The sequence below is a fragment of the Microcoleus sp. MOSTC5 genome (genome assembly GCF_036701825.1).
Taxonomy (GTDB): domain Bacteria; phylum Cyanobacteriota; class Cyanobacteriia; order Cyanobacteriales; family Microcoleaceae; genus Microcoleus; species Microcoleus asticus.
In genome coordinates this window covers 37,159-50,987 of record NZ_JAUBRK010000040.1, presented here as the reverse complement: position 1 = coordinate 50,987, position 13,829 = coordinate 37,159, and the positions used below count along the sequence as shown (strand labels likewise).

Here is a 13,829-nt window from a genome sequence, read left to right as displayed (position 1 = left end):
GACAATTGCCAACAATCCGATTCTTTCAGGTGACAGCATTACTTTAGACAATACTGTAGATGGTAGCAGCGATTTGACGGCGAAGGCGGTTAGCGGTAATGTGACATTCAACGGTGCAGTTGGTGCTGCAAGTACGATCGGCAATTTAACAGCTAACTCTACAGGCACAACTGCATTTAATCAAACAGTCAATGCCGCGAGTTTGACTACAGATATTGGCGGCACAACTCAACTTAATGGCAATGTGACAACCACTGGCGCTCAAACCTACGGAGATGCAGTGACAATTGCTAACAATCCGATTCTCTCCGGCAGCGATATTACTTTCAACGATACTGTTAAGGGCAGCAGCGATTTGACGGCGAAGGCGATTAGCGGTAATGTGACATTTAATGGTGCAGTTGGTGCTGCAAGTGCGATCGGCAATTTAACAGCTAACTCTACAGGCACAACTGCATTTAATCAAACAGTCAATGCCGCGAGTTTGACTACAGATATTGGCGGCACAACTCAACTTAATGGCAATGTGACAACCACTGGCGCTCAAACCTACGGAGATGCAGTGACAATTGCCAACAATCCGATTCTTTCAGGTGACAGCATTACTTTCAATAATACAGTTAACGGCAGCAGCGATTTGACTGTGAAGGCGGCTAGCAGTAATATTACCTTCACAAGTGCGATCGGCGAAACAACTCCTCTCACTAATTTAACTGCCAACAGCAAGATTTCTTTAGGTGGCAATGTCACTACAACCGGCAGTCAAACTTATGCAGATGCTGTCACTGTTGCCAAAAACTCGTTTCTTTCAGGCAGCGACATTACTTTCAACAAGACAGTTGACGTAGCTGGCAATCTGGGTATTGCGGCTGATAATGTTAATCTCAAAGGAACTGTAACAACCACCAATGACGGGACGCTCACAATTGCCAATAAGGTAAATCTGAATATTGAGAAAAACCTGAATTTAGACGGTGCATTTATTCAAAATGGCGGGGGAACTGTTGCGGTTAGCGGAAATATCACTACAACTAATGATAACATTAGTTTTAGCGGTCCGGTGACATTAAAAGCTCCTGTAAATTTTACACTAGGAGATGCAACTATTGCTTTCGGTTCGAGTTTATCGGCAGGTAGTAACCCGCTGACTTTAACTGCAGGTGAAATTGATTTTTCTGGGAATGTTTCGGGTAGTGGCCCGCTAACGCTGCAACCGGCAACAGCCGGACAAAATATTGTTGTTGGCGGAACTGATAACAATACTAGCGCTTTAGATTTGACGGCATCGGAACTTAATTTGATTCAAAATGGATTTAGCTCGATCGCGATCGGGCGATCGGATAGCAGCGCCAATATTAGTATTCCCTCTAATCTCACATTTTTAGATCCCGTAAATATTCAAACGGGAACAGGTGCGATCGCAGTTAATGGAACTGTCACCGGACTTGACAACAGCAGTGTTGCTCTCCAAGGTTCAACAATTAATTTGAACTATGGCATCAATACAACTAACAATATAGATTTGACTGGCAACGTTCAACTGGGAAACCAGGTCGATCTCAAAAGCAGCGTTGGTAGCATTAATATAAAAGGGGCGATCGATGGCGGTCGTTGGTTGGGCTTAGATGCCGCGAATGGTAATGTGCTGCTGCAAGGAAATATTGGAGAAACAACGCCATTATCTGTTTTGAACGTTACTGCATCGAATGCGGAATTTATCGGCAATGTTAAAAGCAATTCTGGTTTTAATGTTACGGCTTTCACTACTAAATTAGGCGGGAATGTTACGACTAATAACGGCAACATTAATATTAGCAATGCTCTGGTTTTGACAAAGGATGCGGTATTTAGTACCGCAGGGGGAAATATTGCTTTGGGTGCGATCGACAGTATTGATGGAACCCGCAACTTAACACTAGCCTCCGGTAGCGGCAGCATCACTTTCAACGGTGCGGTGGGGGCCACCAGCAAGTTAGGAAATCTTGCGATCGACAATGCTGGCAATGTGACAGGAAACTCAACAATTAACGCGCAACAATTGACAGCACCAAACACGGAAAAAGTCAATTTATCGGGAGATGTCACCGCAGGCAAAGTCGATATTACTGCCAAGGGCGACATAAGCGTTAAAAATATTACTACTAATGGCGGAGAAATTCTATTTACAAGCGGTAACAATTTCACAGCAGGCAATTTGAATACATCGGCAAACAGTGGCGGTAACATAACTGTTAAGGCGATAACTTCAATTACGGCGGGACAAATTAACTCTAGCGGTATAGTCGGAAATGCCGGCAATGTGTTCTTAGATCCGATCGGCGATATTCAAGTAGAGTTTATCAATGCCCAAGGCGGTACTGGCGGTACCGGCGGCGATGTCACAGCAATAACAGGCAATTTTTTCCGCGCTACGGGTGCTTTTTCAACACCTTTTTCGCCGACGGGATTTGCTAGCATTTCTACTGCTGGCGGCACAGGTAGCGGAAATATCGCAATTACACACGCTGGGGGAGATGGAGGGACGCCGATTCAACCGTTTGTGGTGGGGGATGCTGCTAGCAACGGTACGGCGGGTGCAATTACAACAGGACAATCTACCATTACATCGCAGTCGTTTCCGCGTTCTAATAGTGTTGGTAATATTGCGTTTTCGACTGATGACGGCATTGATCCGACGCCAACGCCAACTCCGACTCCAGTAGTAACTCCGACTCCGACTCCGAGTGTCACTCCGACTCCAGTAGTAACTCCGACTCCGACTCCGAGTGTCACTCCGACTCCAGTAGTAACTCCGACTCCGACTCCGAGTGTCACTCCCACTCCAGTAGTAACTCCGACTCCGACTCCGAGTATCACTCCGACTCCGACTCCGAGTATCACTCCGACTCCAGTAGTCACTCCAACTCCGACTCCGAGTGTCATTCCGACTCCATTAGTCACTCCGACTCCGACTCCATTAGTCACTCCGACTCCGACTCCATTAGTCACTCCGACTCCATTAGTCACTCCGACTCCGACTCCGAGTGTCACTCCAACTCCAGTAGTAACTCCGACTCCGACTCCGAGTGTCACTCCCACTCCGCTGGTAACTCCGACTCCGACTCCAAGTGTCACTCCGACTCCAGTAGTAACTCCGACTCCGACTCCAAGTGTCACTCCCACTCCAGTAGTAACTCCGACTCCGACTCCGAGTGTCACTCCGACTCCAGTAGTAACTCCGACTCCGACTCCGAGTGAAACTCCCACTCCGATCGCCAGGGAGCCAATAGAGTTAGTATCAGAATTAACTGCGATCGCTCCTACGGAAATACAAGAGCCCGCACCTGTGACAGCAGCAGCATCCCCCACAGCCGACGATACACCCACACCGCAAGGAGAATCTTCAACCCCTGATTCAGAAGACTTTCAACGCCGCAAAATTCCACCGGTAGACAATCCCGATGCAGCAGCCGATCGAGTTTTAACTATCGATCGAAGTATCACCAGTAAATTACCCCCCGGCATCGTAGAACCACCCTCACCAGGATCAAAACAACCGCAAACAGTCAACCCTACTTCTAATTTAGTTCTGGGATATGTTCCGTCTCCCGATCGACTTTTTGAAGGTAACGACATACAGGAAACACTCTGGGGAATCGAAGAAATCAGGAATCAAGAATTTGGAGAATACCTGGGGGTAAAAGCCAACCTCCCAGACCAAAAAATCATGATTGCGACCTTCCAACAAACTTTAAAAAATATCGAACAGCAAACCGGTAAGCGGTCTGGTATTATCTACATAGTCTCGCGAGAAGATCGACTGGAACTAATTTTAGTTCCTCCCGTGGGGCGGCCGATTCACTACAGCGTTCCCGAAGCCAACAGAGCTGCTCTTTTCCCCACAGTCAAGGAGTTCCGCGATGAAATCACAAATCCCGCAAAACGCGCTACTAGCACTTATCTAGCCGCCGCGCAGCAACTATATAAATGGGCGATTGCACCCCTAGAAAAAGACTTACAAAACTTAGGAATTCAGACGTTATTACTGTCAGTCGATCCGGGATTGCGGAGCCTGCCCTTTGCCGCTTTGCACGACGGTAAAGGCTTCTTAATTGAAAAATACAGTTTTAGTCTAATTCCTAGTTTCAGCTTGACTAATAGCGATTATAGAGCAGTTAGAGACGCCACAGTGCTAGCAATGGGGCGGTCAGAATTTGTTGACCAACAGCCCTTGCCCAGTGTGCCGATCGAATTGCAGGCGATTTCGGCTCAGTGGCACGGGCCATCTTTCCTCAATTCCAGTTTCACTATAGATAATCTCAACTCGGAACACGCCAAGGGAGGATTTCGCATCGTTCACCTAGCAACTCACGCTGAATTCAAACCGGGAAAACCGAGCAATTCATACATTCAACTGTGGAATTCCCAATTGCAGCTCGATCGCATGGAGAGTTTGAATTGGCGCAATCCGCAAGTAGACTTGTTAGTTTTAAGTGCTTGTAGAACTGCTTTGGGCGATGGGGAAGCAGAGTTAGGTTTTGGAGGTTTAGCAGTAAAATCCGGCGCAAAATCTGCTTTAGGGAGTTTGTGGTATGTTGACGATGGAGCCACTTTGGGGCTGATGAGCGAATTTTACCACCAGTTGCGAGGAGCCACAACTAAGGCAGAAACTCTGCAACTTGCTCAACAGGCGATGATTGCTCGTAAAGTTAGGAGCGAAAACGGGCAGTTAGTGACAACAGCGGGCAACTTGAATTTACCGACTAACATACAACAACAAAACCAAGATTTTTCTCATCCTTACTACTGGAGCAGTTTCACCCTAATCGGAAGTCCTTGGTAAGCTGCCATTTTTATTTTTCACTCTCCGCTTCTTAGGGACGAAAGTTTCTACAGTAGGGGCAATGCGCGCTTGAGGCGGTTGCGGGGTTCCCCCCTGAATCTCCCCAATTTCAACCGCCGATCGCTCCGGGGGGTTTGCAACTCTATTTCTGTTTCATCACCACCAAAGTAATATCATCAAAAACCTTCGGATCGCCAATATACTGCCGCGCATCATCTATCACAGATTACCTAATGGCAATAGCAGGTAAGTCTACTTACCTGCTAATTTACAACAAGAAAAACAAGAGTTTTCCGCTCTTTATTGCTGGACTATTTTCACGGTGAGAGTTTTTTTGTAACTCCCATATTTTAAGTAGCAAATCTGTTCCTTCAACAATCATCTCTAACCCGCAGATACTCTATCTAGGATCTAGGGCTGTTTTGTCTCGGATTTGGTGCTGCAGTTCCGTAATTGACTCGACAGCCGATATTGAACAAACTCGAACTGCACTCAAGAGGGACAATCTGCTGGTCGAGGAGGGCGCTGCAACTGACATACTCGTCGTTATTAGTATCTCTTACCATACATTCGATCGCGTTAGCTCCAGATCGCGCCGACCAACTCTTCATACCTATCACTGCAATCATATGCTGCCAGTAGAATGCAAATAGCGACACTGCAAACAGTACAGCAACTCCTAATCCTACTTTCAATTTCCAACTATTTAGGACGTTTCCCAAACTATTTTTCACGTTTTCCACCCCAGAAATTGAGCTTTCGGTAGTTGTTTCTGGAGTTGGCAAGTTTGTTTGTGTTTGTTCTGCTGGTATTTCAGACATAATGTATCTCCTCTGATTGCTGGGACTTGGCTAATCTGGCAGTTGCGATCGCTATTGCAAAGTTTATCAAATTTTAGCAAAACTAGCCTGTACCGACAACCGATCCCCGCGGCAGGGCTAGCCAAGTAGGTAGATTGACGAAGTACGATCCTCTTCGAGGGCTTCGCTAACGCGATTTCTATTCCTTTTGACGTATTGCGCAATTCGCGATCTGCTATTTTGCACCTAGGGTAATAGAATTGTTGGGGATTTTCTTTGAAAACGGCTGAAATGAATCAGCGCTTTTTTTGCGAACCGCAGAGAGCGCAGAGGGCGAACAGAAAAAGAAAAGAGAGATATATTAACTTTCACCAATTATTTATGGTGTCGATAGCAGTTCTAATAACTCAGCTTCCGAAAGTAGTTCTATCCCCAAAGATTGAGCCTTTTCCAACTTAGAACCCGCATCTTCTCCCACAACCACATAATCTGTTTTAGCACTCACAGAACTTGTGACTTTACCTCCTGCTTTTTGAATCAAATCTTTAGCTTCATCTCGTTTCAAAGTGGGCAAAGTTCCCGTCAGCACAAAAGTTTTGCCTGCAAGTTGTAAATTTGTGCTGGCTAAATTTTGATTTTTCACTTCTGACTGCAATTGCAAGCCCGCAGTTTTCAACCGTGCAATTAAACTTTGATTGGCCGGCACTTGAAACCACTGATAAACAGATTGAGCAATTTCTGGCCCAATACCGTAAACGCCTTCAATAGCTGCGGCTGATGCAGAGGCCAAATCGGTCACATTGGTAAATCTTTCTGTCAGCAATTGAGCATTGACGCTGCCGACGTGGCGAATTCCTAAAGCATACAATACCCGCGACCAAGGTTGAGTTTTGGAATTGGCGATCGCACTTACCAACTTTTCTGCTAACTTCTTACCCATGCGTTCCAAACTCATCAATCTTTCCGCAGTCAAATCGTACAAATCCGCAGCAGAATGCACCAGATTGCTATCAACCATCTGCTGCACCAACTTTTCCCCAACACCGTTAATATCGAGAGCATCTCGGCTGCAAAAATGTATCAGCGAACCCCTCAAAATCGCCGGACAAGATGTATTGATGCAGCGAGTAACGGCCTCCCCCTTTTCCCGAACCACAGGCTGCCGGCATTCGGGACAGCAACTAGGTATTTGGAAAAGTTGAGCATTTTGGGGCCGAAGTTCCGGTAAAACTCGCACAACTTCTGGTATAATTTCCCCAGCTTTTCTGACAATTACAGTATCGCCAATGTGCAGGTTCAGATCGGAAAGTCGATCGCTGTTGTGCAGCGAAGCCCGCGAAACCGTCGTCCCCGCCAACTGCACCGGTTTGAGTTCCGCTACAGGCGTCAGAGCCCCGGTTCTCCCTACTTGCACGGTGACAGCTTCTACTATTGTAGGCACTTCGGCCGCGGGATACTTAAGTGCGATCGCCCAGCGCGGAAACCTCTGAGTAAAACCCAATTGTCGTTGCAGCAAAACCGAATTAATCTTAACAACAACCCCATCCGTCATGTAAGGCAAATTTCGCCGTTCAGTATCCCAATATTCGTAATACTCCCGAACCTCATCCAAAGAATAGCAAATTTTGCGATTGGGATTCACCTTAAACCCCATTCTTCGCAACAATTCCAACGAATCCCACTGCGTCTTCTCCTCGTTACCCTCATCTAAATGCAGAGTATAAGCAAAGAAATCCAACCTGCGCTTATCCACAATTTTAGAATCCAACTGCCGCAGCGTACCCGCCGCAGCATTGCGAGGATTAGCAAACAATTGTTCCCCTGCTTTTTCCCGTTCGCGATTAATTTCTTCAAACACAGCTAAAGACAAAAAAGCCTCTCCCCGCACTTCCACAAAAGGCGGCGGATTATCTAAATTGAGCTTTAAAGGAATCGAACGAATAGTTTTGACATTTTGAGTAATTTCCTCTCCCGCAATGCCGTCTCCGCGCGTCGCACCGCGAACTAACACCCCATTTTCATAGGTTAACGCTAAAGCAGAACCGTCAATTTTTAACTCGCAAACATAGGAAACCCCCCCCAACCCCCCCTTAGCAAGGGGGGGAGTAATTTCCCTATTTTCCTGATTGCTAATGGAAGATGTTATTCCCTCTTGTCCCCCCCCTTGATAAGGGGGGGTTAGGGGGGGTGCATTTCCTTCTTGACCGGGGCTTAAGGGAGGTGCTACCCTTTGCCAGCGTTCCTGCCATTTAGCAAATTCCTCAAAATTAAAAGCATTTTCCAAACTGTAGAGAGGAATATTGTGCTTGACGCTAAAAAATTGAGTAGCAGGCTGTTCTCCCACCCGCTGAGTCGGACTTTCCGCAGTAATTAATTCCGGATAATCTGATTCTAAGTCTTGCAACTGGCGATAAAGTCGATCGTACACTTCATCTGGCATAATCGGCGCATCTAGAACATAATAAGCATAGCTAGCTTCCTGTAGCTGCTGCCTCAACTGTTGAATTTGCTGCTGGATTTCGGGTTGCATATTAATTTGAAAGTGTAGTTTTTAACCGCAGACCATAACACAAACACAGATAATAGAGATTTTACCCCGATCTGCATCGATCTGCGGTTGTAGTTTGGACATTTAAGATTGATTAACGATCCCAATCTTCAACTTCATAAAGGAAACGAGTTCCCCCCATCAGCTTGCGATTTGCCGAGGTACTTTGCACAAAAACCGCATACTTTTCTAGATTGCTCGGTTTGATGCGAACTGTCTCGCCCATTGGCAAACCCAACATTTCTCGCGCCGCTTCTCCTTCAAACAAATCCCCTGTCGAACGATCCATCAGCACAATTTCTTTCTTACCTTGGATAGTTTCGGTTTTAGTAAATTCATAAAACCCGCGCCCGGTTTTAAAAGTCAAACCATTCTCCAGAACAAAAGCTTTAATTGAAATCTCGCTGTCAACGTCTAGAATCTGAAATCTCCCCGGTTTGACGGCTCGCAATTCTGCTGATTCGTAAACAGCAACGCCTTCCCGCTTGAGCATGGTATCAAACATCTTGTTCAATCCGCGACTCATGCGACCTTCACTGACAACTTCTTGTTCGTAAGCTTGTAGTTGTTCGTTAGATGACTGTTGGTAACAAACGGCTAAAAAGAAATCTGTGATGTATGAAAATTGGTCAAGATTGAGGTGAAAACCGCCCGACTTTTCGGCTATTTCTTTGTAGAATAAAGTGGCGTGGTTACGGTTGAGAGCTTGGATGCCGTAAACGGTAATTCCCATCTGTGCTAACTTATCTACTTCCTGACGCCAGTTAAGTTTTTGAGGAGTTTGAGCGGGTGCGTGCGGGATGTCGTCGCCAATTAGTACCAATGTTTTGGAATTAGTTGGAGTCCAAGAAAGTGACTGAGCTTCGTGCAACACTAATTCATAACATTCTGGAGCATCGCCACCGCCAGTTGGCTCTACATTTTCCACAAAATTGCAAATTGTGCCGACATCGCCTGACAAATCGAGGTGTTTAGTTACGTAAGTGCTGTCAGCGTCGCAATAGTCGCCGTGAGCAATAATGCCAATGCGAATGCCAGGAATTTCATCGAGCAGTCTCGTTACCGTCTCTTTAATTTTCCGACGAACTTGCGTCAAGCAAGGGTACATACTGCCAGTTGTATCAAAGCTAAAAACGACTTCAATATTGTTGGTTGCCATGACCTAACTCTCCTTAACAAACACCGATTTCTTAGCTCTATTATAGCTCCAAAAAAGACGAGTCAGCAATTAGGTTTTAAAAAAATCTCCTAATTCTGGCTCGCTTGATTTACTTCAGCATAAGGCTGGTTAAATCATCACAGATTCAAGTCGGGAAACTCGGTAAATTTCTTGTTTTCCCCGGACATGGCAGCTTGAAGATTCTCACCATCTTTTTCGCTGTTCAAATTGCCATTAGCGCGGGATTTGATAAATTCTTGAGCGTTCGGCTTGGTGAAAGCGAGCGGTTCAGCGTGTTCTACCTGAAAGACGTTGGCGTAGAGGTTGGCAATAATCTGTTTGCCTCCCTGGGTCAATTCCAAGTAGTTCAAAGCTGCTGGAATGTATGGAAAAACACCATTCCAATAAAACTTGGCGTAATTTTGCCGCAAATCTCCCGGAGATTTGTAGCCCAAGATTTTATTAGTGCCGACTTCCTCAAATTCGTAGAACAGAGCACTTATTTTTCGCAGGTAATTGGGATCGCTCAACTGACCGATCAAATCGGCGGCCCTAGCGAGTCCAGAGTAATTGTTTCTGTCTTGATGAGTTTCGCTAGCAGGTACTGGGAAGCGCGTCAATTCAATATTGCGCTTGATTTGTTCGGCATCAATTAATGTGTGGCCGCCGAAGCGTTCGTCAATTACAAGTTTTCCTCGATCGACATGATAAGGAGTTAAACTGGCAGAAGTGGCACCTATTGGCACAGAAACCATGCCCCCGTCAATACCCGTAGCGTAGAGTCCCACAGCTTCTTGGTCTTGGCGGCAAACACCTTTCACGTAGCCGATATCGTGGCACAGCAGCGAGATCAGGTAGTGCAGCCAATCTTCCGGCGACACTCCCCCTTCGCGAATATGTTTGCCGCGGAGAATCTCTTGTCCCACCAAAGCCACGAGCATTGTGTGTTCCACATTGTGGTATAGAGCATCGCAGTTAGCGATATTTTCCAGAGCCATAGTCCCTGCCCAGGCGATAATTTCAGGGTAGTCAGGCTTGTACTTGCCGTAGGTTCGACGGTAGCCGGCCTGCAGCTCTTGAACAAAAGCGTCAATCAGGATAGCAGTTGCATTGAACATAATAAATTCTCTCACTCAGGCTGTATTTACAAACTCGATCGAAAATATCTTGCATAGCTGAAAAAATAATCAATGGGCATTCCAGCAGGTTTGACCCCTCGGCGTTGAATTGTAAATTTCAGCTAGTCTTGTCAGGTTAGAAAATTGCTGTTTTGGCTATGCTTCCCACGATAACCTAATTTCCGAAGCATCCGAACCAACAGAGTGATTTTCCGGCATTAAATACTGACGAAACAATTTACATCGTTTCACCGACTAATTATTAGAAGTCCTAGGTTTGAAACTTATGAACTGTCTGTTTTCGAGTCTCTCCACTGCTGCCCTTCGCACTCGGCGGTCGATCGCCCAAAAATACCTAGGATGGTTTGCATTCACGGCTGTTTGCACCGCCGCACCGGCAATGGGTGCCGAGAGAATTTACATAACTTACGGGCCGCTAGAAGAATCAGTTTCCATCGAATCCCTGGCACTCTTCGCCAAAGAAGGCATAATAGACTCAAACTTGGACGGCTTGGCTCAGTACGCCGACAAAGCACAGCTAGCTGAGATTCGCAGCGCCCTGCAAGCGAAATCTGAAATCAGCCACGTGACGATCGCCCAATTCCTTTACACGCCTCAAGGAGAAGTGCTGCTGAAGCGCTTGGGCCGAGTAATTCAAACCAAAGCTCGGCAGCCCGGATTTTATGCCATGCGAGCCGCCCTGATTTTAGCAGCCTCAGATCCAGAAGGCCTGACAATTCTCAACGTGCTGCGGAAATTCCCCACTTACGGCATCAGGATTGACATAGCCCGTGGCTTGGCTATCGGGAACGTGCTGACATCCCTGATCAACCGTTCCAATCAGACGATCGCCGGAGTCGCCCAGTTGTCCGAAGCACAAGCAGCCTCTGAACCCGCCATACCGCCCGCCGAAATGCTGCAGCCCCAGCTACCGGGCCCCTATACTTGGAAAAAATCATCGGTAACTGTGACGAGTCCAAATCGCGCTCGCACCTTTGATATGGACATTTACCTGCCGCAGGGCAGCCAGCAACCGGCCCCAGTAGTAGTAATTTCCCACGGTTTAGGTTCCGATCGCACTTCCTTCCAGTATCTAGCCAAACACTTAGCTTCCTACGGCTTTGCCGTCGCCGTCCCCGAACACCCCGGCAGCAACGCCCAACAAATCCAAGACTTAGTAACAGGCAGAGCTAGAGAAGTATCAGAACCAGCAGAATTTGTCAACCGCCCCCTCGACATCAAAGACCTTCTGGATTATTTAACCAAACTTTCTACAACCGATCCGACTTACCAAGGGCAGCTCGACTTGCAGCGAGTGGGCGTCATCGGCCAGTCTTTCGGCGGCTATACGGCTTTAGCATTAGCTGGGGCGGGGATTAATTTTGCACAGCTAGACCAAGATTGCCAGCTCGAAAACGAGACTTGGAACCTCTCCCTGCTGTTGCAGTGCCGCGCCCGCAGCCTAGAGCGCAGCCAGTACAATTTCGGCGACCCGCGCATCAAAGCTGCGATCGCCATCAACCCGATCGTCAGCAGCATTCTCGGCGAAACAAACCTCAGCAAAATCCAAATCCCAGTCATGGTAATCGCAGGCAGCGCCGATACCGTCGCCCCCGCTTTGCTGGAACAAATTCAACCGTTCACTTGGCTGACATCGCCCAACAAATATCTGGTACTGATGAACAACGGGACTCACTTCTCAACGATCGAGGATTCCCCTCAAAGCATATTTATACCACCAGCACAGGTCATCGGGCCCGAACCAGCTTTAGCCCGCCGCTACCTCAGCGGACTCAGCCTAGCTTTCATGGAAAGCTATTTGAACAACAAATCCAATTTCCGCCCGTATTTGGAGCCATCCTACGCTTTAAGCATCTCCCGAGACACTCTGGGACTGAGAATTTTGCGATCGCTCACCCCGCAGCAACTCCAGCAGTTCAGCAGTGCTCCACCTCCTCGCAGGCCGGTCTCTCCACCTACCCTCGCTCCTGTTACTCTACCTTCTCCACCTCCCATAGCTCCCGTTCGTTAGGGTTGAGGTGCGCCGAAGAGCAGGCTGGCATATCTTTTCGCGCGGGGGCGATCGCCTTTTTCGCCCCTGTCTCTGTTTTCATCAGCTTTCCTAATCGCAGTCATCAGTTAAACTGTCGCTCAACCCCTTTACAAACCTTAACAACACCGTTAATAATAGAAACATCATCCGAACATTGACAACCAAATAAAGCAATCATAAAACCATGACCACAACCTTACAGCAGCGCGAAAGCGCCAACCTGTGGGACCAGTTTTGCAACTGGGTCACCAGCACCGAAAACCGCATTTATGTAGGTTGGTTCGGCGTCTTGATGATTCCCACCTTGCTGGGCGCCACCATCTGCTACATCATCGCCTTCATCGCTGCCCCTCCAGTGGACATCGACGGCATCCGCGAACCAGTAGCAGGTTCCTTGATGTACGGCAACAACATCATCACAGGTGCAGTTGTTCCTTCATCCAACGCCATCGGCTTGCACTTCTACCCCATCTGGGAAGCAGCTTCCCTCGATGAGTGGTTGTACAACGGCGGCCCCTACCAATTGGTAGTTTTCCACTTCCTCATCGGCATTTTCTGCTACATGGGTCGTGAATGGGAACTGTCTTACCGCTTAGGTATGCGTCCTTGGATCTGCGTCGCTTACTCTGCACCAGTAGCAGCAGCAACCGCAGTATTCTTGATCTACCCCATCGGACAAGGTTCGTTCTCTGACGGTATGCCCTTGGGTATCTCCGGCACCTTCAACTTCATGATCGTGTTCCAAGCCGAGCACAACATCCTGATGCACCCCTTCCACATGTTGGGAGTAGCTGGTGTCTTCGGTGGTAGCTTGTTCTCTGCAATGCACGGTTCTCTCGTTACTTCTTCCTTGGTTCGCGAAACAACCGAAACCGAATCCTTGAACTACGGTTACAAATTCGGTCAAGAAGAAGAAACCTACAACATCGTCGCAGCCCATGGCTACTTCGGTCGTTTGATTTTCCAATACGCTTCCTTCAACAACAGCCGTTCCTTGCACTTCTTGTTAGGTGCATGGCCAGTAGTCGGCATCTGGTTTACCGCTTTGGGTATCTCCACGATGGCTTTCAACTTGAACGGTTTCAACTTCAACCAATCGATTATCGACTCTCAAGGTCGTGTCATCAATACTTGGGCTGATGTCATCAACCGCGCTAACTTGGGTATGGAAGTAATGCACGAGCGCAACGCTCACAACTTCCCTCTCGACTTGGCTGCTAGTGAGACAACTCCCGTAGCAATGGTTGCTCCTTCTATCAACGGCTAAGTTTTAGTCCTCGATAACAAAAAGCGCTCCTAGAAATAGGGGCGCTTTTTGTTTGGGGAAAA

The 13,829-nt window shown here is 47.4% G+C and carries 7 protein-coding genes; 3 read left to right on the top strand and 4 right to left on the bottom strand.

Going from position 1 to position 13,829, the window contains the following annotated elements; all coding sequences use genetic code 11:
* Window positions 1-4,822 (top strand): CHAT domain-containing protein (locus tag QUA54_RS21590; RefSeq protein ID WP_333416234.1); only part of this gene is annotated, 4,822 nt, incomplete at its 5' end.
* Window positions 4,823-5,226: 404 nt separating this feature from the next.
* Here the strand turns inward: QUA54_RS21590 and QUA54_RS21585 are convergent.
* From QUA54_RS21585 to QUA54_RS21570, 4 genes are all read right to left on the bottom strand, one after another.
* Entirely contained in the window at window positions 5,227-5,643 is a 417-nt protein-coding gene (locus QUA54_RS21585) for a hypothetical protein (RefSeq protein ID WP_172188260.1), read from the bottom strand.
* Between the two features lie 358 nt (window positions 5,644-6,001).
* Complete coding sequence (gene ligA, locus QUA54_RS21580; protein ID WP_333416233.1) at window positions 6,002-8,152, bottom strand: NAD-dependent DNA ligase LigA; 2,151 nt, start codon at window positions 8,150-8,152, stop codon at window positions 6,002-6,004.
* Window positions 8,153-8,264: 112 nt separating this feature from the next.
* Window positions 8,265-9,329, bottom strand: a complete 1,065-nt coding sequence (locus QUA54_RS21575) for a vWA domain-containing protein (RefSeq protein ID WP_172188264.1) — start codon at window positions 9,327-9,329, stop codon at window positions 8,265-8,267.
* A 137-nt stretch (window positions 9,330-9,466) separates the two neighbouring features.
* Window positions 9,467-10,447, bottom strand: a complete 981-nt coding sequence (locus tag QUA54_RS21570) for an Npun_R2479 family HD domain-containing metalloprotein (RefSeq protein WP_172188266.1) — start codon at window positions 10,445-10,447, stop codon at window positions 9,467-9,469.
* A gap of 286 nt (window positions 10,448-10,733) precedes the next feature.
* Between QUA54_RS21570 and QUA54_RS21565 the strand changes: the two genes are divergently transcribed.
* Both QUA54_RS21565 and psbA read left to right on the top strand, forming a co-directional pair.
* Complete coding sequence (locus QUA54_RS21565; protein ID WP_333416232.1) at window positions 10,734-12,479, top strand: alpha/beta hydrolase; 1,746 nt, start codon at window positions 10,734-10,736, stop codon at window positions 12,477-12,479.
* Between the two features lie 205 nt (window positions 12,480-12,684).
* Window positions 12,685-13,767 (top strand): photosystem II q(b) protein, encoded by a 1,083-nt coding sequence (gene psbA / locus QUA54_RS21560; RefSeq protein WP_333416231.1) that lies wholly within the window; start codon window positions 12,685-12,687, stop codon window positions 13,765-13,767.
* The last annotated feature ends 62 nt before the right edge of the window (window positions 13,768-13,829 follow it).